Below are 25,689 nucleotides of genomic sequence, written 5' to 3' on the forward strand. Positions count from 1 at the left end.
GCTAGCTGTGGCAGTGGCCGGCCGGCTGTGCACTCGCGGGCACATCCAGCACGGGGCTGCGGTCAAAGAAGCCCTCGGGCCGGAGCTTGAAGCCGACCGTGTCCACCGGCATGATGGGCCAGTCCTCGGGACGCGGGAAGTGGGTCAGGCCGAAAGTGTGCCACAGAACGATGTCCTGGCCGTCCAGCTCCCTGTCCTGTGCCACATACTGCGGCAGCCCGGCTCCGCCGGCGTGCTGGTTGACGAAGTCGCCTGTGGGGTAACGCTCCTCCTCCGCGAACCGGGTCACCCAGAGATCCTTCGTGGCAAAGGCGGCCCGCCGTGCGATGGAGGACTCCGGGTCGGCCAGCAGGGTGGGCTGGTTCTGGGAGTGGAGCTTGTATCCCACGGGGTCGCCGAGACGGTTCCGGGACTGCGGGTTGGAGATGACCCAGGTCCGGCCGCTGCGGGCATCGGCCTCACGCGCGCCCTCGGCTTCGCGGGCAATGACGGTGCGTTTCCGGGAGAAGGCATTGCCGCGTTCGTTGCCCTCGCCCATGGCCTGCCGGACCACGTCTTCTTCCTCGACCCGGTTGGTGAAGCCATCGATCGCCATGTCCAGGCGGGCGCTGAACAGGTGCTGGTGGTACGGGGCGCCCAGGCCGGGGGCGAGTTGGGAGATGTTGGCCGAGCCGCCTTCCGGGTAGGCGGAGGTGAAGACGACGCCGGTGGCTTTGGCCTCGAACTCGATGGTGCCGTCGAGGTAGAGGTACCAGTAGAAGCCGTAGTCGTAGTTGCCGACGGTGGTGAAGAAGGAGATCACCAGGCGGCGGTTGCGGCGGGTGTAGTTGATCCCGGTCCAGAGGTCGCTGTGCTTGGCCAGGATTCCCCAGTCTTCCTCATGCATGCAGATGCCGTTGCGGATTTCCCGGGGGTTGCCGAAGGCGTCGCTGATGACGGGGCTGAGGTAGGTGATCTCGCCGAGGCAGTCGCAGCCCAGTTCCAGCGAGTTGGCGTACTGGCCCACGAGGTATTCGCCGGTGTCGAAGTAGTTCTGCCACGACCGGATCGGCGACGGGTCCCCGTACGGGACCACCATTTCGGCGATGGATGCCCGGTTGATAATGGGCCGTTTGCGGTCGCCGTCCTGGAAGGCAAGGTTGTGCAGCACCACGCCTTCGCGGACGTCGAAGCCGACGTCGACGCTCCACTTTTCCCATTCGACGTGGTTGCCGCCGGTGACGGTGAAGCTGGGTCCGTCCGGCTGGGTGATGCTGATGGGTTTCTGCGTGGTGCGCAGCGGGCCGGTGAGTTCCGGATCGGTGTAATTTCCGTGTTCGGCGGGAACCGGGACGGCGCCGGTGTCCAGCACCTGCGTGACTTCCTGGCTGACGACGTCGACGTACGCCACCAGCCCGTCCACGGGGTGCGCCCAGGCACTGTCTTCGGGGAAATCCTGCACGAAGGCCAGGCCACGCAGGATCCGGCGGCCACGTTCCTCCGGGTACTCGAACACCCCGGCGGACAGCGGGGCGACGCGGACCTTGCTGACGTCCAGGCCCCGGCCGGCCAGCGCCTTGAGCCACCGTTGGTCCGTGGCCAGGAGTTGTTCGACGACTTCGAACTCCTCCTCCAGGACAGGAAGCTCGCCGGTCAGTACCGTGTCCAGCTCGACGGCGGAAATCACCGCGCCGCTGGAAACCGAGACGGTCACGTCGGCCGGCCTCCCTCCGGAGATGTCGTGCAGGAAGACCCGGAACCGGCGGTCCTCGGTTCCCGCCGGCGCGTTCCTGGTGGGGTCCACGAGGCCGAGGTACGCGATGCGCTTGGTCTCGCCCAGCAGGCCCGCGGTGCGCAGAATGCTTTGGACTGCGGTGATTTCGGCGTTCGTGGCCAGACTGTACGGGCTACACGGGGTGCGGATGTCGGTTAGTGCGGTCATCATGACGGCCTTCGTTCGGGGACCCTGGCGGGTCGGAACTTTATTTTCTATAGTTGTAGAGAATACGGAAATGTAAGCTGTGCCACAAGAGTCCGACGCAAGAAAATTGGGGAGCTATCCGGTGCCAAAGATTGTCGACCACGACCAGCGGCGGCTCGAACTCGTCGACGCCACGTGGCGGACCATCGCCCGACTCGGCATTGAAAGCGCCACGATGCGCGAAATCGCCCTCGAGGCCGGCTTCGCGAACGGGGCCCTCAAACCGTACTTCCCCACAAAGGATGACCTGCTGACGTTCGCGTTCGGGCACGTCTTCAACCGCACCAACGAACGCATCGCGAAAGTCACCGCCGGGCAGTCCGGGCTGGCGGCTTTGAGGTCGTTTTGTGTCGAGGTGCTGCCCCTGGATGAGGAGCGGATCAACGAGGCCCGGATCGTCATTCCCTTCTGGCAAAAGGCCATCAACGATCCCGGCAAGGCCCGGATCCACCGGGATTCGATGCAGCAGTGGCTTGCATCGATCAGTCAGCACCTTGCCCATGCGCGGCAATCCGGCGCCGTCACCACAGCCGTCGCCGACGCCGCGCTGGCCGGGCAACTGCTCAACTTCCTCCTCGGGGCGCAGATCGCGGCGGCACTCGCCCCCGAAGGCCAGGTGGAGCTAGGGCTGAACGAGCAGCTGGAGGGCTTCCTGGCACTGCTGGCCAGCTAGGCGCGGCCGGCACACCGGGCGGGCAGCCGGCTCAATCTTTTTTCGCCGGTTGTCGAAAAAAGATGACATCGGCGGGTTGCGGCGCTACCCTGAAGGTACTGTGTCCCACGACACAGTCCCAGAAATACGACGGCGTCAGGATCTTCGATGACCGCAGTTGCAGCCCGCCCCGTGGCCAACCCCGCCGGACAGGATGTCATTAACAGCACGGCAGCCTCCTTCGACCACTGGAGGCACCTCGTCGCGGAGTCCTTCGTTCCCCTGGCCGCCTCGAGCACAGATGCGGACAACTTCCGCGGCCGCATGCGGGCCCGCAGGCTGGACCGTGTGGCGGTCGTCGAGGTCTCCTCCACGAGCCATGAGGTCCACCGCACGCCGGCACTGATCGCCCAGTCCACCCAGCGCTACTTCAAGCTCAATCTCCAATTGCAGGGCACCGGACTCCTCATCCAGGACAACCGCGAGGCGCTCCTGCGCCCGGGCGACCTCTCCATCTACGACACCAGCCGCCCCTACACGCTTGCGTTCGAGGGGGACGCCCGGCTCATGGTGGTGATGTTCCCCTGGGACGCGCTCTCCCTGCCGCCGGACTGCATCGCTCAGCTTTCGGCGGTGCGGATGGCTTCCGACGGCGGCCTCGCCGCGATCGTCGGGCCGTTCCTCGCCCACCTCGCAGAGAACCTGGACGCGCTGAGCGGTCCCAGCGGGTCCCGACTCGCCACAAATGCCCTCGATCTTGTCTCCACCATGCTGCATTCGGAACTGGACATGTCCCCGGACCGGATGAGGCCACAGGCCCTTCTGGCGGCATCCGTGTGTGAGTACATCGACGCGCACTTGGCCGATCCGCTGCTCTCGCCCGCCTCCATCGCTGCAGCCCATTTCATTTCCACCCGGCACCTGCACAACGTCTTCCACGAATCCGGGACCACCGTGGCGAGCTGGATCCGGACCCAGCGGCTGGAAGGGGCACGCCGCGAGCTGCGCGATCCGCTCCTGGCCGGCCTGACGGTGGGGGCCGTGGCCGGGCGCTGGGGCTTCCTGGATGCGGCCCACTTCAGCCGCTCCTTCCGGGACGCCTTCGGCGAGTCTCCCAGCGACTGGCGGCGCGGCGCCTGAGCCTGACCTGCACCCGCCGCTGAGAGCACCTGCCATTGTCAGCGCCCGCTGTGGTTCCTCATTGCTGCCAGGGAGGCTGCCGGAGCAGCTGCGCGGGCTGGTTTCGCCGGCCAGATTTGCTACGAATCCCGGCCTGGCCTTCGGAGAGAACGGGCACGGGTTCCGGCCGGATTCAGGAGTGTGCACCGACGTCAGTTCGTCATCAGATCCGCGTGGTGAACTGCGACAACGTTTGGGTGGGCCCTGAGCCGGTAGCGCAGGGCATTATCCCCGTAGGTCTCCAGAATGGGGCTGTTCGTCGGGTCAACCGACAGGCCGCGGGCCTTGGCTTGAAACTCCGGGCTCACCGCGAGCTGGGGCATGGTCGCGTCCAGCGCCGGGTTGTAGAAGAACGGGAGAGAAATCCTGTCAGTGCCGCGAAGGGGCGAGATCACGCGGTGCAGAGTCGCCTTAAGGTAGCCGTTCGTGGCCAGCTCAAGCATCTCGCCGATGTTGACCACGAATGTTCCTGGCACCTGGGGTGCGTCGATCCATTTCCCCTGGTACTCGACCTGGAGTCCGCCCTTTCCGGGTTCCACGAGGAGGAGCGTCAGCACACCGCCGTCGCGGTGGGACCCGACACCCTGCTTGGGTTCCGGGTTGGACTCCCCCGGATAGCGCACAACTTTGAGCAGGGGGAACGCCCGTGCGGCGAATGCCGCGTCGAAGGTGTCCTCGGGCGCTCCCAGGGACACGGCAAGCGCCCGCAGAAGAGCGAGGGAGATGGCACTCAGCCGCTCGGTCCACTCATGGACGATCGCCCGCATCTCGGGCAGTCCACTTGGCCACAGGTTGGGTCCCTCCAGACGCCAGTAATCAGCGACGCCGGCGCCCGGCTCCACGGCGTCACGCTCGACGCCGATGTCGATCTGCTCGCGCCAGTCGACCGCCCCATCCGTGAGTTCACCGCCGACGCGGGTGTAGCCGCGGAACTGCGGGCTGTGGACGTTCTCGACCGCGAGCTTCTGTTCGTCCGGCAGTTCGAAGAAGCGGCGGGAGACGTCGAGCATGGCGTCAATGAGCTCCTGCGGGATGCCGTGGCCGGCCAGATAGAGGAACCCGACCTCATGCATGGCATTGCGCAGTTCGTCCCGAAACCGGGAGGCCTCTTCCGGGCCAGCACTCAATCGAGAGAAGTCCAGGACGGGCAATGATTCGAGTGACAACGTCAACTAGTCCTTTACAGCGAACTTGGCAAGCCGGAGCCTGTATTAGTTCCAATGTTACGGACCGGGCTGCAGCGATGAGGATTTAACGTGTCGAAATAAGACATCCGGAGTAGGTCAGCGCCCTGGGATAAGGCGACGTTGAACCGCACCTCCGAAACTTGGACTCTTACTTTCAAGTCCAACTTTCGGGGTGCGGTTCAGGCACTTCCGCTTCTGTGTCTAAGTCCGGCGTCCAGGGCCGATCGTTAGGCAGGAACCCCTGCGCGCGCGGCCCGGCGCTCCACGGCAACTTCCACCAGCACGCCGGCGGCAAACACAATGGGGACGGTCATCAGCAGGCCCACGGCCGTTTCCGCACTCCCGCCGATCAGTGCGGTGAAGTTGCTGATCACGAGGGACAGGACCCAGCCAAGCAGCGCAGTGGCGAGCACCGGCGCCACCACGGTTTGCCAGATCTGGCCGGCCACCTTTTCGCGCCGGAAGTACGCGACGACGGCCAGGGAGCAGAGCATGTAAAGCACCAGGAGCGCCGCCACGGCCAGCCCGCTGAACCAGGAAAAGAGGGTCAGGACAGGATCCAGGGACAGCAGGGCGAACGGCGCAACGAGCAGGAACGCAACCGCCGTCTGGATTCGTGCGGCGACGGCGGGGGCCTTGTGCCGGTTGGTCCGGGCCACGACGCGGGGCATCGACCCGCGCAGGGCCAGCGAATGGAGGTAGCGGTTGATGCCGTTGTGGAAGGCGATGATGCCGGCCAACAGGGACGTCACGAGCAGGATGCCGGTGACGGTCCCGGCCCACGGCCCGAACAGCTCCACCATCGGCGTCAACACGAAGGAGGTGGAGTCGCCCGATTCGAGGGCCGCGCCCGCGGCATCAATGACGTGCGAGGGGCCGTAGTAGCTGACCAGCATCCACGAAATGAAGGAGAAGAAGACCGCGATGACGCCCACAGAAAGATACGTGGCACGGGCCACCGTGCGGTGGGCGTCCTTGGCCTCGGCCGAGTAGATGGCTGTGGATTCGAAGCCGAACATGGAGGCGACAGCGAACATGATGGCTACCCCCGGGGCCCCTGCGCCGATCGCCGCGGGAGAGAACGACGCCGCCAGGCTGAGCCCTTCCGGTCCGCCGCCCCGCAACAGCACGGTGAACCCGAACATGAGCAGGATCGCGACCTCCAAGCCTACGAGCACCGCCAGGACCCGCGCCCCGAGCTCGATGTTGAGGGATCCCAGCACCTGCACGCCGGCCATGGTGACCATGGCCAGCAGCCACCAGGGAACCACGATCCCTGCGGTTCCGAAGACGCCTGAGAATGCGGCGCCGTACAGCCCGTACATCGCGGCCTGGACCGTGCTGTATGCGAGAAGCGCGAGCCATGCCGCTCCCGCGCCGATCTTCCGCCCAAAGGCGGCGGTGACATAGGCGTAGAAGGCGCCGTTGGCTTGGATCTTGCGGCTCATTGCGACGAACCCGACGGCGAAGATCACGATCACGATGCCCACCACCAGATACGCGCCGGGCGCGCCGGGGCCGTTGCCGAGGGCCGCGGCCAGCGGTGATGCTCCGACGATTCCGGTCAACGGCGCCTGGGCGGACAACACAAAGAAAAGTATGCCCATGACGCCGACGCTGCCGGCGCGCAGCGCAGTGGAGTGCTCCGTGCGGGGACTGTCTTCTGCGGTCCGGGACTCGGATTTTGAAATACTCATCGGATCCTTCTTAACGGTCATGAGTCTGGGGAATTTCGGTCTGGGAATATGGGGGTGCGTTGCACCGTGAAATCCAGCATGGCAGGTGACGCCCGTCACCCTCTTGTCGATCAGCGATCGGTTGTTGTTCATGAGCGAAGTTTGGTTGAGAACAGCAGTGACGTTCAGGAATTGTGCAGCGCCAAGAGGGAGGCTGCGTCACGGGCGGCGCTCATGCCGCTCTCGATTGCGCCGTCAATGAATCCGCACCAGCCGTTGGCGATATCCGAGCCGGCAAACAGCACCAGACCGTGCGCCGCCTGCATGGCCGGGAGGTAGGTCGAGAGAAAACCGGCGCGGTGCATGGGCCAGGTTTCACCGGATAGCGGATCGTCCACCCAGTTGTGGCTGGCTACCGCAACCACCTCGACTGCTGGCACCAGACGTGCGAGCTGAGCTTGGACGGCAACTGGATCCTCCACGTCGATCTTCGAGGCGTCAGGACCGAACCCGACGGCGATCGTGTCGCCGTCGAGCGTGTACTCCACCTGGAAGAAATTCAGGGGCCAGTCGGCACCCCCCAGCGCTACGAAAGGTGCATGCTTTCCGCGAAGCCTGAACCAGACCTTGGCACCTTTGGAGACCTGCCCAAACCTGGAGCCTTCGGCCTTGGCCGATGGCAGGGGCGGCTCAAAGTCAACCGCCGCCAGGGCAGGGAGCGGAATCGTGACAATCGCCGTCCGGGTACGGACGTTCCGGCCGTCCGCACCCCGGATGTTCACGAATGCCGCGTCATCCGAGATGGTTTCAACGGTGAAGCCGTACTCGATACCGGCCCCGGAATCCGCGAGGATCGCTGCCGCCAGGGCGGCCGTGCCGCCAACGATCTTGTAGGTGGCGCACGCTTCGAAGTTCACCGCCCAGTCGCCGTTGGTGAGGGCAACCCAGCGCAGTGCCTGGGTCAAGGCCGCGTTGTCCAGCGGACCATTGAAGTTCAGGGCCCAGAATGATTCGAGGATGTCCCGGGTTCCGCCGGCGGGGAATTGCTCACGGATTCTCTCCTGGACGGACACATCGTCGATCGCCTTGAAATCGTCGCGGGCCAGCGGCCTGAAAGGCTCCGGAAAATACTTGCGGGAGTCCTGGACGAACTCCTCGTTTGTCTGGGCGATGAGCCCGAGCAACTCGTCGGGCCCGCCCTCGTGACGGCGGCCGTCCGCCCACCAGAAGGCACGTTCCGGCTCGGGACTGGGTGTGGTCTCCAAGCCGTAACGCGTCAGTTCAGCCCAGACATGCGGCTGGGTCCAGTGCACCCAAGTGCCGCCGATTTCCAGGTCCCGTCCCAGGCGCTTATCCACCCACGTGCGGCCACCGATCCTGTCGCGGGCTTCCAGGATGAGCACAGTTGCGCCCTGCCTGGTGAGCTCACGGGCAGCGGTGAGACCGGCAAATCCGCCGCCGACCACAACCACGTCAAACGTCTCTACGTTGTTCATTCGGACACTTCCTAGGAGTAGACGAAAAATTCGATGGTCGGCTCAAGCACTGTCCACCGGGTGCGGGCGCCCCTGTTGAACGACGCGGCACCGCCCGGCAAGAGGTCATAGACGTCTCCGCCCTCCACCTCAATAGTTAGGTGGCCCTGGACGATGGAGATTGTCTCGTCGGCCTCCATCACAAGGTCGAAAGGCTCGGGTGCCTCGGCGGGTGTGACGTGCCAGTAGCCGCAGGCAAGGGCGGGCCGCTCTCCGTCACCAAAGCGACGGATCCACTGAACAGATCCCAGTTCGAATGGCTCGTTCTTGTTGGCGTCGAGTGCAGAGGAAGTAGTAAAGGCCAGGGTGAGAGGCATGCTGACTCCATGGAGTTGTGGGCGCCGAGCGCCGTTAGGGGGCCGAATGGAATGGCAAATGGCCGTGAGGCGACGTGATCTGTCTCACGTGGAATTCAATCTCAGCATTTGCTTAGTTTTATGTCAATAGCTCCGAGGTGCACCGCGGCGAACTCGATAGACTCGGTCCATGACTGCAACGCCTTCGAAGTACGGAACCGGAAAGGAAGCCCTATTGCGCGCCGCCGTTTCGGTGGTGGCTGCCAAGGGATTGCGGGGGCTGACTTACCGCTCAGTGGCGGAAGCTGCCGGAGTCAACAACACGTTGGTTGCCCACCACTTCGGATCCCGCGACGCCCTCATAGCCGCAGCCCTGGACTGGGCTGCCGAGCAATCCATCAGTGCGTCCAAGCTGCGGGAGGCGGCCACGCTGGGCCACTCATTCACGGACTCGCTGCTGGAGCTACTTCTGGCAGAACCGGAACTGCAGGTGTTTCAGTACGAGATGATCCTCGAGGCCCGCCGGCGCCCCGAGCTTTCCGAAGCGGTGACCGCCCTCTACGAGAACTACGTCAGCGCCCTGGCCGACGGGCTGACGGCCTCAGGCCTGACCGGCAACGTGAGGGTTGTGGCCCGCACACTTTTTGCCGCTCTCGACGGCCTCGTTCTCCAGTATCTGGCCGGCGTCGATCGGTCAACCATTGCTGCGTCTCTCGAGGAAGTCCACGACATACTCCTGCTCCGGACGCCCTCCGGTCCGCAGCCGTAGGGAATGCCCGCGGCGTTCCGTTCGCTCCCGCACAACAGCTCTTCGCGGATTGACAAGACCGTCGGTGCCTCGCCGGAGCACGCTTGGAGCAGCACTCTTAGGCCGTACCGGCCGCGCTCTCTGAACTACTCGATGTGGAGTACACCCATGGAAACCTACGACGCCCTTCTCGCCGCGATCGCCCCGACGTCCGGGGAAACCCGGACCATCCTGGACCCCGCCACCGGCCAGCCGGTCGGGCAGGCCCCGGTCCACACCGTTGAGGACCTCGAGGCCGCCATCGCCGCCGCGGCAACCGCCCAGCCCGGGTGGGCCGTGCTGGGCCACGACGCCCGGTCCGCCGCGCTCCTGAGGGCCGCCGACGCCGTCGAACGCTCCGCCGAGGAACTCGCCCGGCTGCTCTCCCGCGAGCAGGGCAAGCCGCTCAACGGCCCGAACGCCCGCTTCGAGGTCGGCGCCTGCGCCGCCTGGCTCCGCGTCGCCGCCGCCACCGTGCTGGAGGCGGAAACCGTGGTCGACGACGGCGAAACCCGCGCCGAACTGCACTACCGGCCCATCGGCGTCGTCGGCGCGATCGGGCCCTGGAACTGGCCCATGATGATCACCGTCTGGCAGCTCGCCCCCGCCCTGCGGATGGGCAACGCCGTCGTCATCAAGCCCTCCGAATACACCCCGCTCTCCGTCCTGGCCCTGGCCCATGTCCTGAACCAGGAACTCCCCGAGGGCCTGCTGTCCGTGGTCTCCGGCGGCCGCGACGTCGGCGAGGCCCTCGCCTCACACCCCGGGATCGGCAAGATCATGTTCACCGGCTCCACCGCCACCGGCAAGGCCATCATCAAATCCTCCGCCGACACCGTCAAACGCCTCACCCTGGAACTCGGCGGCAACGACGCCGGCATCGTCCTGCCCGACGCCGACCCGAAAGCGATCGCCGAGGGCCTGTTCTGGGGCGCGTTCATCAACACCGGCCAGACCTGCGCGGCACTCAAGCGCCTCTACGTGCACGACGCCATTTACGACGCCGTCTGCGAAGCCCTCACCAGCGTCGCCGCGGCCATGCCTATGGGCAACGGCCTCGACGAGAACAACGTCCTGGGCCCGCTGCAGAACCGCCAGCAGTTCGACATCGTCTCCAGGCTCGTTGAAGCCGCCCGCGACTCCGGGGCACGGATCCTGCTCGGCGGCAACCCGGACCAGGACCAGCCCGGCCACTTCTACCCCGCCACGATCGTGGCGGATATCGACAACAGCAACCCGCTCGTCGCCGAGGAACAGTTCGGCCCCGCCCTGCCGATCATCCGGTACAGCACCGTGGACGAGGCCGTCGCCATGGCCAACGCCCTCGACGTCGGGCTCGGCGCCTCCGTCTGGTCCGCCGACCCCGCCGAAGCCCGGAAGGTCGCGGCCCGGATCGAGGCCGGCACAGTCTGGATCAACAAGCACGGCGCCGTGGACCCGCGCGTCCCCTTCGGCGGTGCCAAGCAGTCCGGCTACGGACTCGAATTCGGCGTCGAAGGCCTCAAGGCCCTCGGCGTTCCGCAGGTCATCAACGGCTGACCTTATTAGGGCCATCAGTGCAGCGCTTGCGGCACGGGTTCGTGCCGCAAGTAGCTGCGCCGGAACCGGCCGCTGCCGGCGGTCAGGGCCCGTAACTCCACCGAGTACCTCAACAGTTCCTGGTCCGGAACCTCGGCGCTGATCTCGGTGCCGTCGGCCCCGGCGGAGGTGGTTCCGGTCAGGCGTGCCCGCCTGGAGGACAAGTCGCTCATCACAGCGCCCACGTGGTCCTCCGAAACGCTGATGGTCACGGACGAAACCGGTTCCAGGAACTGAATGCGTGTTGCTGCCGCCGCTTCCCGGAGGGCCAGCGCGCCGGCCGCCTGGAACGCCGCGTCCGAGGAATCCACGCTGTGCGTCTTGCCGCCGATCAGCGTGACCTTGATGTCCACCACGGGGAACCCGGCCGACACGCCTTTCTGCATCTGGGTCCGCACGCCCTTTTCCACCGACGTGACGAACGGCCCGGGAATCACCCCGCCCACAGTCTTGTCGACAAACTCGAACCCGGCGCCACGGTCGAGGGGTTCCACCTCGATGTCGCAGACAGCGTACTGGCCGTGGCCGCCGGATTGTTTGACATAGCGTCCGTGCCCGGCCGCCGGCGCGGCAAACGTCTCCCGCAGCGGCGTGATCACTGGGACGGTCTGCAGGTTCACACCCTGGTCCCGCAGCCTGCCCAGGACGACGTCGGCGTGCGCCTCGCCCATGCACCACAGGATCAGCTGGTGGGTTTCGGAGTTGCGTTCCACCCGGAGCGTCGGGTCGCCGGCGGTGACTTTCCCCAGGTTCCTGGCCAGGGCGTCCTCGTCGCCGTGCGTGGCAGCTTCGATGGCTACCGGCATGAGCGGGTCCGGCATGTCCCAGGGGGCCACCAGCAACGGCAGTTCCTTGGCCGAAATCGTGTCGCCGGTCTCGGCGGTGCCCAGCTTGGTCAGCGCACAGATATCCCCGGCGACGCAGAATGGCACCGGCCGCAGTCCCGATCCCAGCGGCGAGTACAGGTGTGTGACCCGCTCGTCGCTGTCGTGGTCCTCATGGCCGCGGTCCGCCATTCCGCGGCCACCCACATGGATGGCTGCGTCCTCCCGCACAACGCCGGAGAAAACACGCACCAGGCAGACCCGGCCGAGGAACGGGTCGATCGTCGTGCGGACCACTTCACCGAGCAGCGGGCCGTCGGGGTTGCAGCCGAGCGGGCCGGCAGGCGCCCCGTCGAGGTCCGTGGCTGCTGGAACACTGTGCTCCGCCGGGGTCGGAAACGCGCGAACCAGAACCTCGAGCAGCTCCGCCAGGCCAAGCCCGGACTCCGCTGACGTCGGCAGCACCGGGTGAAAGGACCCGCGGGCCACGGCCGTCTCCAGATCGGCGATCAAGACATCGGGAGCGATTTCTTCACCCCCTAGGTAGCGGTCCATCAGCGCCTCGTCCTCGCTCTCGGCAATGATCCCCTCGATCAGCGCGCCCCGCGCTGACTCCGCCGCGGCAAGTTCGACGCCGGTCGCGGCCCGGGTGGCCGACGCCGGTTCCGCCGCACCGTACTCGGACACCGTCCCGGTCAGCAGCCCCAGCAACCCGGTTACGGCACCGTCCGCGCGGACCGGGAGGTAGAGCGGAACGATGGCGTCGCCGAATGCCAGACGGCAGCGGGCGACGGCGGCGTCGAAATCCGCGCGCGGATGGTCCAGCCGGCTGATGACCACTGCCCGCGGCATGCCGAGCCGCTGGCACTCATTCCAGAGCGCGGTGGTCGCGGCGTCGACATCGTCGGTGGCCGAGACGACGAACAGCACTGCATCCGCGGCACGGAGCCCTGCACGCAGCTCGCCGATGAAATCCGTATAGCCCGGAGTGTCCAGCAGGTTCACTTTGGTCTCCCCCACCGTCACCGGCACCACTGCCAGCGCCACGGAGCGCTGCTGCGTGATGGCGGAAGGATCCGAGTCGCTCACCGTAGTGCCCTCGGCGATCGAGCCTTTACGGGTGATGGCTCCGGTGGCGGCAAGCAAGGCCTCGGTGAGCATTGTTTTTCCGGAACCCGAATGCCCCACGAGGGCCACATTGCGGATCTTGTCCGGCTGCTCCGGCGGCGCGGCGCCATTGGCGTCGGCCCGCCGGAGGTCAGAGGTACCCCGGACCGGGCCCCTTGACGGGGTTTTGGCGCCCTTCGACGGCATGAGAACCTCCCGGCGTCGCATCCACTCGTGCCCCGCAGGGCCTTGTGTTAAGGATTGGACACCCTGGGACGCCCGGACAGCAAGGGCTTTTTCACGCCGTGGCCGGGGCCGCCATGGACCCCGAGGCGGCCCGAGTCCTGAGCCAACGGCCCAGGGCCCGGCCTTTGCCCTTCCACCAGCTGTCTTCGTCGGTGTCATAGTGCCACCGGAAGATCACGGCAACCAGGATGAAGACCCCGGCGCCCACGTCCTGCCAGGAGCCGGAGGCGGCGTCGATGAGCACACTGAACGCCATGACCAGGATGGAAGGCAGGGCAAGTGTCCGGAACCAGGTGTTGGCGACGTACCGGCTGCGGGACCGCGGCACGGACACCGCGCGGACGAAGTCGAAGCACAGGCAGACGACCACCAGGGCCTGTCCCAGGGACATCAGGATGTGCCCTGGCAGGGAGCCGGCAAACAGGACGGCCGCCTGGAGTCCCGGGCTCACGGCGTGCCCATCAACGCAGCCGGCCGCAGCCAGGACCCGCCCCGGAGGGGCGAATGAAACCTGGGCGGATCAAACTGCGAAGGATCGCCAGTGGACGGATCAAATTCGGCTGAATCATGCATGCGATGCCCCCCGGCGTCTACGCTGCTCCTGCGCTGGCTCCGCGCCCGGGCTTCCCGTAGGAGCTGTGAGCATGTCATGCCAGCATTTCTGACACTCCAATTCAACGCGCGGCACGGGCATGAAGTCACGCAAATCAGGTACCCGACTATCGGATGGCCGGGTACTTGTTCGCGTTCCGGTGTACTCAGTCCGCTCCCGCGACTACTTGCCCGGACGCCTCGAAGTAACCGAAGGACGTGACGCTGAGGAGCACAGTCACGCAGCCACACGGTAGGCAGGCCGAGCAGGGCTCTCGGCCGCAATCTCCGGCTTCCTCCCCCTCATCGCAGCAGCCACGGCAGCGGCCTGGGGCTGGAGCGGCGTGGCAATTGTCTATATGGCATGCGGAGCCATCGGGCTCATTGCCGCCCTGGTCACCCGGGAGACCTGGGGGAAGCGCGAACGGGCCGCCGTCGACCAGCTCATCGCGGCCGGCAAGTAGGCCCCGGCGGCAGCACCCCACCGCACGCAACGACAGCAGTGCCCGGGACCATTGGTCCCGGGCACTGTTGTTTGTCCTAGTCGATGCCCCGCGGCCGCCACACCACCAGCGCCTGCGACCTCGCCTGGGGGCGCTTGCCGCGGGCCAGGCTGACGACGTCGCCAGCCGTTCCGGCGGCGAAGATCCGCGAATCGGCGCCCTGGCGGCGCCGTCCCAGCTCCTGCGTCAGTTCGCTGACACGGCGCTGCAGGGCGGCCACCTGGTTCTCCAGCTGCAGGATCCGCTTGATGCCCTCCAGCGAGACCCCCTCCTGGGAGAGCCTCTGGACCTCGCGGAGCATGTTCACATCCCGCTGCGAGTAGCGCCTCGACTTGCCCGGGGCGCGGCTGGGCGAGACGATTCCCAGCCGGTCGTACTGGCGCAGTGTCTGCGGGTGCATGTCCGCCAGTTCTGCGGCAACGGAGATGACGAAGATCGGCTGATCGAAGTCGATGGCCATGGCTGGATCCCGTTCCTAGAGCCGGGCCTTGGCTGCCAGGCCCGCGCGGACGTCTTCATCGGCGGTTGCCGCGGCGAAGGCCTTCACGGCCTCCTCCGCTTCCTTGTTCAGCCTCCGCGGAACAGCGACGTCGATTGTCACCAGCAGGTCGCCGGTGGCCTTGGCGTGCTTGACGCCGCGGCCCTTGACGCGCAGCGTCCGGCCCGAGGGCGTCCCTGCGGGGACCCTGACCTTGACCTTATCGCCGTCGATCGTCGGAACCTCGATATCCGCGCCCAGGGCCGCCTCCGGGAAAGACACCGGGACGTGGATGCGGAGGTTGTCGCCGTCGCGGACGTAGAACTCGTGGGGCTTCACCGAGACGGTGACCATGAGGTCGCCATTGCCGGCGGCAGCGTACTGTCCCTTGCCGCGGACACGGACCTTTTGTCCGTCCTTGATTCCGGCCGGGATGCGGACGTCGATGACCTCGCCGTCCGGTTCGCGCAGGCCGATCGTGGTGCCGCGGATTGACCCGGCAAACGAGATCGACGTGGACGCAGTGCGGTCCGCGCCCTTCTGCGGAGCCCGCTGGAAGGACTGGCCCCCGCCGCCGAACCCGCCGCCGCCGAAGAGATCTGCGAACTCGGGCGGAATGCCGCCGGCCGTGCTGTAACCGCCGGAATGGCGCCCCCCGCCGCCGGTGAAGAGCCCGCCGAAGAGGTCCTCGAAGCCCGCTCCGCCGGCAGCCCCGCCGCTTCCGCCGGGGGCAAAGCGTGCGCCGCCACCCATGGCCCGGATGGCGTCGTACTGCTGGCGCTCATCGGGATCCGAGAGCACGGAATAGGCCTCGGAGATGTCCTTGAATTTTCTCTCCGACGCCGAGTCACCGGCATTCCTGTCCGGGTGGTGCTGCCGGGCAAGCTTGCGGTAGGCCTTCTTGATGTCGGCGTCGGAAGCGTCCTTGGCGACACCAAGGATCTTGTAAAAGTCCTTGTCCACCCAGTCCTGGCTAGCCAATGGCGTTTCCTTTCAAATTCTTTGTGTTGCGTTTGAGCTCCGCTGGATAGGGGGCCGTGCCCGCTTCGCGGTGCCCGCCACGCCGCGGCCCCCTATCCAGCTCCGCTGCGATCATCTCACCTTAGGCGAGACAACCGCTGAGCGGAGCGAGACAAGGGGCCCGGGAGTGGCATCGGGCCTGCCGGAGCCGGGTGGCCGAGGATCGCAGATCCTTGGCCACCCGGCGGAGGGGCGGGGCCCCTTGTATCGCTTCGCGACAGGCGACTACGCCGGAACCGCCACGATCACCTGGGCCGCGCGGAGCACGCGTTCGCCGGACTTGTAGCCCGAGCGCAGCACCTGGCTGACGGTGTCGATTTCGATATCCGTGCCGGGCTGCTGGATGAGGGCCTCGTGGATGGTCGGATCGAACTCCACGCCGGTCTCATCGATGCGGACCAGTCCGTATGTCTTCAGCGCAGCCTCCAGCTTGGCGGCGATCGCGGCGAAAGGACCGTCCGCGAGGTCGCCGTGCTGGCGGGCGGCGTCGACGTCGTCCAGTACCGGCAGCAGCGCGTTCAGGACGCCGATGACGGCCATCTCGCCGGCCACGGCACGGTCGCGCTCGACCCGCTTGCGGTAGTTGACGTACTCGGCCTGCAGTCGGCGGAGGTCATTCCTGAGCTCCTCCGCCGCGGCCGCGTCAACGCCCTGCGCCACCGATTCCTCGGCGGGCACCTCAACACTGTTAAGGATGTCCTCCGCCTGGGACAGGGCATCCCCGGAACGGGAGTCCGCAGCGCCGGCCTGCTCCTGGCCCGGGTGGCGGGCCTGGCCGGTCTTCGGGTCAACCTTGCGGTGATCGTGGATCACCGGCTTCTGCGACTCGCTCTCCTGCTGTTCGGCGTCGCGCCGGCCCTCGGAAGAACCGTGCTCTTCTTCGTTACCGTGGTGCGGCATGATTACTTCTTCTCGTCTTCGTCAACGATTTCGGCGTCGACGATGTCCTCGTCGGAGCCGGAGCCGGCTGCCTGCTCGCCTGCGGGGGCACCCTGCGCACCGGCGTGGCCGTCGGGGGAACCGGCGTGGGCGTAGATGGCTTCGCCGAGCTTGGTCTGGGAAGCCTGCAGCTTCTCAAACGCGGTCTTCACGGCGGCGTCATCGGTGCCTTCGAGGGCCTTCTTGAGGGCGTCGACGTCGGCCTTGACCTCGGTCTTGACCTCTTCGGGCAGCTTGTCGGCGTTGTCAGCGATCAGCTTGTCCACGGAGTAGGCGAGCTGCTCGGCCGTGTTGCGGGTGTCGGTTGCCTCGCGGCGGGCCTTGTCCTCGGCTGCGTGCTCTTCGGCGTCGTGGACCATGCGGTCGATGTCTTCCTTGGACAGCGCGGTGCCGCCGGTGATGGTCATGGACTGTTCCTTGCCGGTGCCCTTGTCCTTCGCCGAAACGTGCACGATGCCGTTGGCGTCGATGTCGAAGGTGACCTCGACCTGCGGGACGCCGCGGGGAGCCGGAGCGATGCCGGTCAGCTCGAACGTGCCCAGCGGCTTGTTGTCGCGGGTGAACTCACGCTCGCCCTGGAAGACCTGGATGGCCACGGACGGCTGGTTGTCATCCGCGGTGGTGAAGGTCTCGCTGCGCTTGGTGGGGATGGCGGTGTTGCGCTCGATCAGGTGCGTCATGATGCCGCCCTTGGTTTCGATGCCAAGGGACAACGGCGTGACGTCGATCAGCAGCACGTCCTTGCGCTCGCCCTTGAGGACGCCGGCCTGCAGGGCTGCGCCGACGGCGACTACCTCATCCGGGTTGACGCCCTTGTTCGGCTCCTTGCCTCCGGCCAGTTCCTTGACGAGGTCGTAGACGGCCGGCATGCGGGTGGAACCGCCGACGAGCACGATGTGGTCGATCTCGGAGAGCTTGATGCCGGCTTCCTTGATGACGTCCTGGAACGGCTTCTTGGTGCGGTCCAGCAGGTCCTTGGTGAGGTCCTGGAACTTGGCGCGGGTCAGCTGCTCGTCCAGGTGCACCGGGCCGTCCGGGGTGACGGACAGGTACTGGAGCGAAACGTTGGTGCTCGAGGAGGAGGAGAGTTCCTTCTTGGCCTGCTCCGCTGCTTCGCGGAGACGCTGCAGGGCAATCTTGTCCTTGGTCAGGTCGATGCCCTTGACCTTGAGCTGGTTCAGCAGGTACTCCACGACGCGCTGGTCCCAGTCGTCGCCGCCGAGGTGGTTGTCACCGGCGGTGGCGCGGACCTGGATGGTGGAGAAGTTGTCCTCGTCCTTGCCGACCTCAAGGAGGGAGACGTCGAACGTTCCGCCGCCGAGGTCGAAGACCAGGATGAGCTCATCTTCCTTACCCTTGTCCAGGCCGTAGGCCAGGGCGGCCGCGGTGGGCTCGTTGACGATGCGCAGGACGTTCAGGCCGGCGATTTCTCCGGCCTCCTTGGTGGCCTGGCGCTGGGCGTCGTTGAAGTAGGCCGGCACGGTGACGACGGCGTCGGTGACCTTTTCGCCGAGGTAGGACTCGGCGTCGTTCTTGAGCTTCATGAGGATACGGGCGGAAATTTCCTGCGCCGTGTACTTCTTGTCGTCAATGGCGACCGTCCAGTCAGTGCCCATGTGGCGCTTGACGGATGCGATGGTGCGGTCAATGTTGTTGACGGCCTGGCGCTTGGCGATCTCGCCGACCAGGACCTCGCCGGACTTGGAGAAGGCAACAACCGACGGCGTGGTGCGGCCACCCTCGGCGTTGGCAATGACGGTGGGCTCGCCACCTTCGAGAACGGAGACGACGGAGTTAGTGGTTCCGAGGTCAATACCTACTGCACGTGACATGGATTGCTTCCTTACTTCCTTGGAATCTTGCGGAGATGGCCGCGGACCCACAGTGGTTCCAACCGGGTCCGACCGTTATTGAGCGATCTGCACTCAACTTTACCCAGACGCGGTCATAAGTCAATTCAAAGTTGAGCGACATCGACTCAACTTTGTTTCGCGTCCGGCCCGCGGCCGCTCATCACCGCCCAGATTCCCCGGAATCCAGCCCCTCCGCCGCTTCCCTAGGAAGCATTTCGCCCTGCGCGAACCCGTGCACTGACCACCCGCAGAGGCCCGCTCCCTGTGCACTGGCCCGCGCCGCAGACCAGCCGACGCCTGCGCCGGCTGGTGCCGCCAGCTTCCTTCGCGCTAGCTATCGCCTCGCGCGGCGTCCTCGTCGGCCGACTCCCCCACTGCCGGCCGGCCGGGTTGCTCGGGACGGGCCGTTCCGGCGGTCCCGTAGTCACCTTCGGGGTACTCCCCCTCCTCGGCGACGCCGGCGGGCTCACCGGAGACCCCGCCCTCGCCGTAGTCGCCCTCGGGATAGTCGCCTTCCACCTCGCCAACGACGGCCGCTCCGGCCACGCCGGCACTGCCGTAGTCCCCAGCCGCGTACGCCCCCTCGACGGCCGTGGGCGGGACTTCGCCTGCCGTGCCGGCGGAGCCGTAGTCGCCCTCGACGTACTGCCCCTCCGGCGCCGCCGCCTCCGCTTCATCCACAGTGGGACCCGCATCGGCGTCGTGGGACACCGCTTTTCCGGACACGTTCTCTTCAGACAAGTTCTCTTCAGGCCTGCTATCTTCGGGCCTGTTCTGTTCAGACATGGATGGATCCTTCCTGGACGCATCGGGCGCGCCCGTGCGGGCGCAGTGGCAGTCTATCGAGCGCCACCGCGGGGCAACAGGGGAACCTGGTTCATACGGCAGCGCCGGCCGCCGGCAGTCCGGCGACGTAGGCCAGCACCGCCAGTTGGTGGTCAAAGAGCTCCTCCCGGGCAGTGAACGTGCCGGCGCCGTACTGGCCAAAGACTTCGAAGCTGACGGCGCCGAAGAGTGAGGTCCAGGCCAGGGCGCCGCGGGCCAGGAGGTCATCCGGCACCGCCAGACCGAACTCCGCCCGGATTTTCGCCAGATCCCCTGCCAGCCCGGCGGCCACGGCAGGACTCCGCCGACCCGTCGCGACAACCCGCCCGGCCCGGAAGGCGCCGTCGAGGATTCCAATGAGGGCAGTAATCACCCTGGTGCCGGGACCGGTGGTCCGCTCGGCCGGGGCCTGGTAACCGGGCACCGGACTGCCGAAGAGCAGTGCGTAGCGGGAGGGCTCGCGCAGCGCCCAGTCCCGCACCGCGCGGCCCAGCGCCGCAAAGCGGCCGCCGAAGTCTGCTTCCGGTACCGCCCCGACGGCGGCATCCACTTCATCGCCAAGTTCGTTGTACGCATCAATCAGGAGAAGGGTCAGCAGCTCTTCCCGGTTCTCCACGTAGCGGTAGACCGCCGAGGAGACCACGCCGAGGTCCCGGGCCACCGCACGGAGGGACAGTGCGGCGGCCCCGTGCACGGCCAGATGCTCCCGGCCCAGCCGGACAATATCGGCGACGGTCTGGGCCCGGGCACGCTCGCGCGGGGTGCGGGGCCGGGAATCCGCGGCTGCCGGAAAAACATCAGCGTCGGCTTCAATCCTGTCTTCTGGCATGAGTCCAGCATTTCACAAACAAGAGCACTGTCAACAAATGTGAGCACCGCTCTTGACTTGCCGCTCCGGGCGTCGCATCCTGAAGGGAGAGCACTGCTCTCATATCATCGAAGGAGATCGAAATGTCCGAACCTGCTGCCTCCGGGCGCCCATCGGCCAGGCTCTATGTCGTCACGGGGGCCGGCCCGGTGGGCTGGACCGTCGCGGAACAGCTGGCCGCGGCGGGCCACCGCGTACGCATCCTGACAAGGTCCGGCAGCGGACCCGCCCATCCGCTGGTCGAAAGACTGTCGATTGATGTTTCGGAGCCCGCCCAACTAGGTGAGGCCTTCCTCGGCGCCACGGCGGTCTTCCACTGCATCCACGGCTCGCGGTACAACGCCGACGTGTGGGCCAGGGAACTGCCGGCCGCCGAGCAGAACGTGCTCGCCGCGGCGGGCGAGGCTGGCGCCGTCGTCGTCTTCCCGGAGAGCCTGTACTCCTACAGCGCCCCGGAGAATGTCATGGCCGAGGACAGCCCCCGGCAGGCGCAGGGCGGCAAGCGCGGCGTCCGAACCGAGCTGCTCGCCGCCCGCGCGGCATCCGCCACCGCCACCGTGAGCATGGTGGCCGGCGATTTCTTCGGGCCGCGGGTCCGCATGTCGCACGCCGGCGAGCGCATGGTCCGTCCTGTCGCGGCCGGCAAGCCAGTACAGGTGATCGGGCGGGCGGACCAGCCGCATTCCTTTACCTACGTTCCCGACCTCGCGGCCGCCATGATTGCCGCGGCGGACAAGCCGAAGGTGTGGAACCGGGTGTGGCATGCGCCTACCGGACCTGCGCTGACCCAGCGCGAGCTTGCTGGGGCATTCGCCAAGGCAGCCGGCGCCCRGGCCCCGCGGGTCACGGCGATACCCGGATGGGCGCTGAAGGCGATGGGGGTGTTCTCCCCCGACATGCGGGAAATCGCCGAGACGCTGTACCAGTTCGAGCGCCCGTTCGTGATGGATTCGACCGCGAGCCAGGCCGCCCTGGGCGTGGCCCCGACCCCGCTGCACGAGGCAGCCGCCGCCACGGTCGCCTGGTGGGCGGACGGGGGACAATGACAGGGAGAGCGACGGCGGCTGCGGCTTTCGGTTCCCCCTAGCGGACTCCGGCTTCCTCTTCCTCCTGCCGGGAGGACGGCGCGCGCGAGGAAAGGGCACCGCTGCGGGCCGCGGCATCGTTCCCCGGCTGGCCCGCCTTGCCGGGCCACCAGAGCCGCGGGCCGATGTCGTAGGCCAGCGCGGGCACCAGCAGGGAGCGGACCAGCACCGTGTCCAGCAAGACGCCGAACGCGACGATGAAGGCGAGCTGCACCAGGAACATGATCGGAATGACGCCCAAGGCAGCGAAGGTGGCGGCGAGGACCACCCCGGCCGAGGTGATGACCCCACCGGTCACACTGAGGCCCCGCAGGATGCCGGGCCGGGTGCCGTGCTTGAGGGATTCCTCCCGGACCCGGCTCATCAGGAAGATGTTGTAGTCAACGCCCAGTGCCACGAGGAAGACGAAGCCGAACAGGGGCACCGTTGCATCCGCTCCCGGGAAGCCGAAAACGTTGTTGAACACGAAGGCTGAGACGCCCATCGCCGCTGCGTAGGACAGGACCACGGAGGCGACCAGCAGGACCGGCGCGAGCACCGAGCGCAACAGCAGCATGAGGATCACCAGAATCACACCCAGGACCACCGGAATGATCGTGACGAGGTCACGCTGGGCGGTGGTGTTCGTGTCCAGGGCCGTCGCCGTCACGCCACCGACCAGCACGTCACCGTCTATCTCCTTCAGTTCCTGGCGGAGCGACAACACGACGTTTTCGGCTTCGGTGGAGTCCGCGGCGGAGTCCAGCGTCGCGTTGATCAGGACCTTCCCGTCCCGGGCCGCCGGGAACGCCGGGGCCGCCGGAGCGCCAGGAGTGCCCGAAGCGGCAGGGTTGGCCGGGTTGGCCGGGTTGGCCAGGGCGCCGGGAGTGCCCGAAGCGGCCGGGTTGGCCGGGTTGGCCAGGGCGCCGGGAGTGCCCGAAGCGGCCGGGTTGGCCGGGTTGGCCAGGGCGCCGGTCATGATGGGAACGCCGCCTTCGGCCAGCAGATAGGCGTCCCCGACGCCGTTGCTCGCCATGACCCGATCCAGGACCTCCTGGGCCCTTGCCTGGTCGGCCACGATCACCGCCGGGCTGCCGGACCCGGCGTCGAAGTGCCGGCCCAGGGCATCTTGTCCGTCGACGGCGTTGGAGGCGGTGAGGATGACGTCAGTCTGGGCCACGCCGTTGGCCTTGAGCTGCAGGATGCCGGAACCGGCCACAAGGAGCAGGAGGACCGAGGCGACCCAGACGGTGCGCGGCCGGCGGGCAACCAGTGAACCGGTGGCGCGCCAGAGCCCTTTCTGGCCCTCCAGCCCGGTGACCAGTTCCGGTTCCCGCTGGGTTTCCGGCAGCAGCTTGGGCCGGAACGGCCAGAACGCCGCCCTGCCCAGCAGCGCCATCAGGGCAGGCAGCAGGGTCAGGGCCGCGAACAGCGCGCAGAGGATGCCCGCGGCCGCCACGGGGCCGAGGGCCTTGTTGGAATTGAGGTCGGAGAAGAGCAGGCAGAGCAGTGCGATGATCACGGTGGCGCCGGAGGCCAGGATCGGTTCCCAGGCCGCCTTCCATGCGGTGAGGGCGGCCGCCGTCCGGTCGGTGGTGTGGGTCAGGGCTTCGCGGAACCGTGCCACGTACAGCAGGGCGTAGTTGGTTGCCGCGCCGATCACCAGGATGGACAGGATGCCCTGGCTTTGGCCGTTCAGCTGGATCCAGCCGGCCTTGGCCATCCCGAACACCAGCAGGATCGCGGCACACAGCGCGAACACGGACGTGAACAGCACCATGACAGGCAGCAGCAGGGAACGGTAGACGATCAGCAGGATCAGGAACACGGCCCCGAGGGCCACAAGCAGCAGGATGCCGTCAATTCCGGCGAAAGCACTCACCAGGTCCGCCGTGAGCCCGGCCGGTCCGGTAACGAAGGTCTGCATTCCTGCCGGCGCGGACGCCTGAACCTCGTTGCGCAGCTCCTTGACCACCGTCTTCACTTCCGCAGAGGAAGGAATGGGCACCACGAACTGGACCGCCTTGGCGTCCTCGGAAGGGATGGGGCCGATCACCGTGCTGCCGCCCTGCAGGGCCTCCAGCCTGTCCTTGAGTGCCGCGGCCTCGCGCAGCTGGGCCGGAGTGAAGGCGGAGCCGCTCTCAATCACGATCACGGCGGGGATCTCCTTGGAGTCCCGGAATTTGGCCTGCCAGTCCGCGGCCTCCGTGGCCTCCGCCCCGGCCGGCAGGAATGATGCCTGATCGTTTGATGACACCTCACTCAAGCGGCCGAATGTCGGGCCGCCGACGCCGGCGAGCGCCAGCCAGGCCACGACGAGCACTGCGGGAACCAGCCAACTCAGCCAGAACGGGACACGGATCGCCGCGGACGAAGTCGTTTTCATGTTTCCTTCCAGGGTGCGCCTCGGAGTGGGAGCAGAGATCAACTCCATAGTAGACTATCTCCATCATAGAGATAACCCAATGACCGGGGGCACCGGAGGAGAATAGAGACAGCCGGCGTCAGGCCGCTGCGCAGACCCTGCAGTAGACTCCCGAAGGCGCCGTCGACAGCGCCGACCTGCCGCGGTCAGACCGCCGGTGCAGGATCAAGGGACGAAGGAGGTCCGCCGTGTCAGCCGAATCCCCGGGCCTATCCGAAAACGCAGGCCTATCCGAAGACGCGGTCTCGCCCAGGAACACAGTCCCGCCCGAAGCCGCCGGTCCGCCGCCCCTTGTCCGGCTCCTGCAGGAATTCACCCTCGAGGCCAACCGCTATGTGGACTCCGCCGGCGGCCGCAATGACATGCACCGCACGGACCTCAACGCCCTCGCCGTCATCATGCGGCATGCGGCGCGAGACCAGATTGTCACTCCAGGGGTGCTGAGGAAAGAGCTGAACCTCAGCTCCCCGGCCACCACCGCACTGATCGACCGGCTCCACAGTTCCGGCCACGTGGTCCGTGAGCGCGAGGGCGCTGACCGCCGCCAGGTGCAGCTGCGCATGACGCCCAAGGCCTACCGGGACGGCGGCGCAATGTTCCTGCCGCTGGCCCGCCACATGGGTGCAGCCATGGCGAACTTCACGCCGGAGGAACTGGAGATCGTCACCCGGTTCCTGAACTCCATGATCGATGCCACTGTCCGGGCGGGCGAGGAAGCGGCCCACGGCCCCGGGCCGGAGCAAGCGCCGGAGCAGCGCCCCGGCTGACTCGCGGCCCGGGCGTCACGGGTGGGCGGCGGTTTCCGGCCGGCGACCGGGAAGCGCCTCCCCAAACTGGAACTGCATGCCGGTGACTACGGCGGCAACGCCGGTGAAGGCTCCCTTTCATCGATATATTGCTGGTCAGTTGCGGGATCAATGGGCGAGAAGACTGGCAGGATGCTGAATTGGTGATGTCGACGAATGAAGTCGATCTATCTAATTCGCGGAGGCCGGAGTTGACCACCATGCCGTTCTTTGCGAAGGCGCTTCATCATGGAAAGCACTCGGTTCCGACGGCAAGTCAAGAAAAGATACAGGTTAAAAACCTAGCCTTACGTGGTGGCACAGCAACGCAGCCAACGGCACGCCACAACGTCATCTCTCCCCAAGAGTAGCGAGGCGCGACCCCAGCAAAGCGAGTTACCCGCGCGCACCTAACCAACAAGCCGCGACTCAAGCGACTTGACAGCTTTCTTCGATTTGACGAATCCGGCGAAATTCTGCATGACAATTCGGGCACTTCATTATCTTGCGTGGACACTCTCGACATACTTTGTCGACTGCAATAGGGCTAGTACACAATTCAGGGGGACAAATTGGCATCACATGGGATCGGCGCCATACGTCACATTTTCAGTCCGGCACGCACAGCACTCATAGCGCTCCTAGCGGTGCTTCTTTCACTTCTGACAGCTGCGCCCTCCCTGGCTGCGACGTCCGAGGCTGAACCCAACGGCACCATGGCCGCCGCGACAGTGGTGCCCCTTGGAACCACTATTTCCGGTTCAACACTTAGCGCAAATTTCTACGACACCGATTACTACGCGATCGACCTGCCCAAGGCAGGCAGGGCCGGCCTGAACTTCAGGTTCCCCGCCGGCCTCGGAACCGGATCCACTTACACGCTCAGCATCTACASCGCCAACGGCACCRASCTCTACRGCTTTGACCTCGATGGCTCCGACGCTGACGGAACCTCGCTCGCCAGCCAGGGCACGTTCCTGCCCGCAGGCCGCGCCTACATCAAAATCTACGGCGAAAACAGCCAGGCAAGCTGGGGCAGGACCTACACCCTCAACACCACCCTGACCGCGGGGACCGGCGAACTCGAACCCAACAGCAGCACCGCCGCCGCGACAGTGGTGCCCCTTGGAACCACTATTTCCGGTTCAACACTTAGCGCAAATTTCTACGACACCGATTACTACGCGATCGACCTGCCCAAGGCAGGCAGGGCCGGCCTGAACTTCAGGTTCCCCGCCGGCCTCGGAACCGGATCCACTTACACGCTCAGCATCTACASCGCCAACGGCACCCASCTCTACRGCTTTGACC

Annotated in this window: 21 protein-coding genes; 7 read left to right on the forward strand and 14 right to left on the reverse strand. The window is 66.5% G+C overall.

All coding sequences use genetic code 11. The features are described from left to right. Position 1: 1 nt before the first annotated feature. A complete protein-coding gene (locus tag AC1DR1_RS05990; RefSeq protein ID WP_476992322.1) occupies positions 2–1,924 on the reverse strand; it encodes a primary-amine oxidase in 1,923 nt (640 codons plus the stop codon). Between the two features lie 118 nt (positions 1,925–2,042). Here AC1DR1_RS05990 and AC1DR1_RS05995 point away from each other — a divergent pair, with 118 nt between their 5' ends. Then, positions 2,043–2,633 carry a TetR/AcrR family transcriptional regulator gene (locus AC1DR1_RS05995; RefSeq protein ID WP_229994324.1) on the forward strand — a complete coding sequence of 197 codons (591 nt, stop codon included), beginning with the start codon at positions 2,043–2,045 and terminating at the stop codon, positions 2,631–2,633. Between the two features lie 147 nt (positions 2,634–2,780). Further along, a complete protein-coding gene (locus AC1DR1_RS06000; protein ID WP_229994325.1) occupies positions 2,781–3,752 on the forward strand; it encodes an AraC-like ligand-binding domain-containing protein in 972 nt (323 codons plus the stop codon). A gap of 191 nt (positions 3,753–3,943) precedes the next feature. Here the strand turns inward: AC1DR1_RS06000 and AC1DR1_RS06005 are convergent, their stop codons facing one another. The 4 genes from AC1DR1_RS06005 to AC1DR1_RS06020 form a co-directional block, all read right to left on the reverse strand. After that, the gene (locus AC1DR1_RS06005; RefSeq protein ID WP_229994326.1) at positions 3,944–4,957 is read right to left on the reverse strand and encodes an isopenicillin N synthase family dioxygenase; all 1,014 of its coding nucleotides are present in this window, start codon (positions 4,955–4,957) and stop codon (positions 3,944–3,946) included. A 248-nt stretch (positions 4,958–5,205) separates the two neighbouring features. Further along, positions 5,206–6,675, reverse strand: coding sequence for an APC family permease (locus tag AC1DR1_RS06010; RefSeq protein ID WP_229994327.1), 1,470 nt, complete (start codon positions 6,673–6,675; stop codon positions 5,206–5,208). 164 nt (positions 6,676–6,839) lie between these two features. Next, the gene (locus AC1DR1_RS06015; RefSeq protein WP_229994328.1) at positions 6,840–8,150 is read right to left on the reverse strand and encodes a flavin monoamine oxidase family protein; all 1,311 of its coding nucleotides are present in this window, start codon (positions 8,148–8,150) and stop codon (positions 6,840–6,842) included. Between the two features lie 11 nt (positions 8,151–8,161). Continuing rightward, the gene (locus AC1DR1_RS06020; protein WP_229994329.1) at positions 8,162–8,506 is read right to left on the reverse strand and encodes a cupin domain-containing protein; all 345 of its coding nucleotides are present in this window, start codon (positions 8,504–8,506) and stop codon (positions 8,162–8,164) included. A gap of 169 nt (positions 8,507–8,675) precedes the next feature. Between AC1DR1_RS06020 and AC1DR1_RS06025 the strand changes: the two genes are divergently transcribed. Next, positions 8,676–9,254, forward strand: a complete 579-nt coding sequence (locus AC1DR1_RS06025) for a TetR/AcrR family transcriptional regulator (RefSeq protein WP_229994330.1) — start codon at positions 8,676–8,678, stop codon at positions 9,252–9,254. Positions 9,255–9,401: 147 nt separating this feature from the next. Then, a complete protein-coding gene (locus tag AC1DR1_RS06030) occupies positions 9,402–10,811 on the forward strand; it encodes an aldehyde dehydrogenase family protein (protein WP_229994331.1) in 1,410 nt (469 codons plus the stop codon). A 14-nt stretch (positions 10,812–10,825) separates the two neighbouring features. Here the strand turns inward: AC1DR1_RS06030 and AC1DR1_RS06035 are convergent, their stop codons facing one another. The 8 genes from AC1DR1_RS06035 to AC1DR1_RS06070 all read right to left on the reverse strand — a co-directional run bounded on the left by AC1DR1_RS06035 (position 10,826) and on the right by AC1DR1_RS06070 (position 20,065). Next, positions 10,826–12,988, reverse strand: a complete 2,163-nt coding sequence (locus AC1DR1_RS06035) for an elongation factor G-like protein EF-G2 (RefSeq protein ID WP_229994332.1) — start codon at positions 12,986–12,988, stop codon at positions 10,826–10,828. A 91-nt stretch (positions 12,989–13,079) separates the two neighbouring features. Next, positions 13,080–13,478: a hypothetical protein gene (locus AC1DR1_RS06040; protein WP_229994333.1), complete on the reverse strand. Its 399-nt coding sequence runs from the start codon at positions 13,476–13,478 to the stop codon at positions 13,080–13,082. A 680-nt stretch (positions 13,479–14,158) separates the two neighbouring features. Beyond that, a complete protein-coding gene (locus tag AC1DR1_RS06045; protein ID WP_229994334.1) occupies positions 14,159–14,581 on the reverse strand; it encodes a heat shock protein transcriptional repressor HspR in 423 nt (140 codons plus the stop codon). Between the two features lie 15 nt (positions 14,582–14,596). Then, the gene (locus tag AC1DR1_RS06050) at positions 14,597–15,580 is read right to left on the reverse strand and encodes a DnaJ C-terminal domain-containing protein (RefSeq protein WP_229994335.1); all 984 of its coding nucleotides are present in this window, start codon (positions 15,578–15,580) and stop codon (positions 14,597–14,599) included. Between the two features lie 264 nt (positions 15,581–15,844). Beyond that, positions 15,845–16,519 carry a nucleotide exchange factor GrpE gene (locus AC1DR1_RS06055; RefSeq protein WP_229994336.1) on the reverse strand — a complete coding sequence of 225 codons (675 nt, stop codon included), beginning with the start codon at positions 16,517–16,519 and terminating at the stop codon, positions 15,845–15,847. Between the two features lie 2 nt (positions 16,520–16,521). Beyond that, entirely contained in the window at positions 16,522–18,390 is a 1,869-nt protein-coding gene (dnaK, locus tag AC1DR1_RS06060) for a molecular chaperone DnaK (protein ID WP_229994337.1), read from the reverse strand. 351 nt (positions 18,391–18,741) lie between these two features. Next, entirely contained in the window at positions 18,742–19,197 is a 456-nt protein-coding gene (locus AC1DR1_RS06065) for a hypothetical protein (protein ID WP_229994338.1), read from the reverse strand. Positions 19,198–19,288: 91 nt separating this feature from the next. Then, positions 19,289–20,065 carry a TetR/AcrR family transcriptional regulator gene (locus AC1DR1_RS06070; protein ID WP_476992323.1) on the reverse strand — a complete coding sequence of 259 codons (777 nt, stop codon included), beginning with the start codon at positions 20,063–20,065 and terminating at the stop codon, positions 19,289–19,291. 122 nt (positions 20,066–20,187) lie between these two features. Here AC1DR1_RS06070 and AC1DR1_RS06075 point away from each other — a divergent pair, with 122 nt between their 5' ends. Then, on the forward strand, positions 20,188–21,150 hold the full coding sequence (locus AC1DR1_RS06075; RefSeq protein WP_476992324.1) for an NAD-dependent epimerase/dehydratase family protein: 963 nt from the start codon (positions 20,188–20,190) through the stop codon (positions 21,148–21,150). Between the two features lie 37 nt (positions 21,151–21,187). On the opposite strand, the gene AC1DR1_RS06080 is transcribed toward AC1DR1_RS06075, so the two are convergent. Beyond that, a complete protein-coding gene (locus tag AC1DR1_RS06080) occupies positions 21,188–23,554 on the reverse strand; it encodes an MMPL family transporter (RefSeq protein ID WP_476992325.1) in 2,367 nt (788 codons plus the stop codon). 227 nt (positions 23,555–23,781) lie between these two features. Here AC1DR1_RS06080 and AC1DR1_RS06085 point away from each other — a divergent pair, with 227 nt between their 5' ends. Both AC1DR1_RS06085 and AC1DR1_RS06090 read left to right on the forward strand, forming a co-directional pair. After that, entirely contained in the window at positions 23,782–24,360 is a 579-nt protein-coding gene (locus tag AC1DR1_RS06085) for a MarR family winged helix-turn-helix transcriptional regulator (protein ID WP_476992326.1), read from the forward strand. Between the two features lie 665 nt (positions 24,361–25,025). Beyond that, positions 25,026–25,689: hypothetical protein (locus tag AC1DR1_RS06090; RefSeq protein WP_476992327.1), on the forward strand; the 664-nt coding region annotated here is incomplete at its 3' end.

The organism is Arthrobacter sp. P4_F10, from assembly GCF_056401435.1.

Bases quoted from the DNA above. Each gene is read 5' to 3' on its own strand.
- AC1DR1_RS05990 (WP_476992322.1), bottom strand. From the start codon at position 1,924: ATGATGACCGCACTAACCGACATCCGCACCCCGTGTAGCCCGTACAGT.
- AC1DR1_RS06000 (WP_229994325.1), top strand. From the start codon at position 2,781: ATGACCGCAGTTGCAGCCCGCCCCGTGGCCAACCCCGCCGGACAGGAT.
- AC1DR1_RS06010 (WP_229994327.1), bottom strand. From the start codon at position 6,675: ATGAGTATTTCAAAATCCGAGTCCCGGACCGCAGAAGACAGTCCCCGC.
- AC1DR1_RS06015 (WP_229994328.1), bottom strand. From the start codon at position 8,150: ATGAACAACGTAGAGACGTTTGACGTGGTTGTGGTCGGCGGCGGATTT.
- AC1DR1_RS06020 (WP_229994329.1), bottom strand. From the start codon at position 8,506: ATGCCTCTCACCCTGGCCTTTACTACTTCCTCTGCACTCGACGCCAAC.
- AC1DR1_RS06025 (WP_229994330.1), top strand. From the start codon at position 8,676: ATGACTGCAACGCCTTCGAAGTACGGAACCGGAAAGGAAGCCCTATTG.
- AC1DR1_RS06030 (WP_229994331.1), top strand. From the start codon at position 9,402: ATGGAAACCTACGACGCCCTTCTCGCCGCGATCGCCCCGACGTCCGGG.
- AC1DR1_RS06035 (WP_229994332.1), bottom strand. From the start codon at position 12,988: ATGCCGTCGAAGGGCGCCAAAACCCCGTCAAGGGGCCCGGTCCGGGGT.
- AC1DR1_RS06045 (WP_229994334.1), bottom strand. From the start codon at position 14,581: ATGGCCATCGACTTCGATCAGCCGATCTTCGTCATCTCCGTTGCCGCA.
- AC1DR1_RS06055 (WP_229994336.1), bottom strand. From the start codon at position 16,519: ATGCCGCACCACGGTAACGAAGAAGAGCACGGTTCTTCCGAGGGCCGG.
- dnaK (WP_229994337.1), bottom strand. From the start codon at position 18,390: ATGTCACGTGCAGTAGGTATTGACCTCGGAACCACTAACTCCGTCGTC.
- AC1DR1_RS06065 (WP_229994338.1), bottom strand. From the start codon at position 19,197: ATGTCTGAACAGAACAGGCCCGAAGATAGCAGGCCTGAAGAGAACTTG.
- AC1DR1_RS06070 (WP_476992323.1), bottom strand. From the start codon at position 20,065: ATGCCAGAAGACAGGATTGAAGCCGACGCTGATGTTTTTCCGGCAGCC.
- AC1DR1_RS06080 (WP_476992325.1), bottom strand. From the start codon at position 23,554: ATGAAAACGACTTCGTCCGCGGCGATCCGTGTCCCGTTCTGGCTGAGT.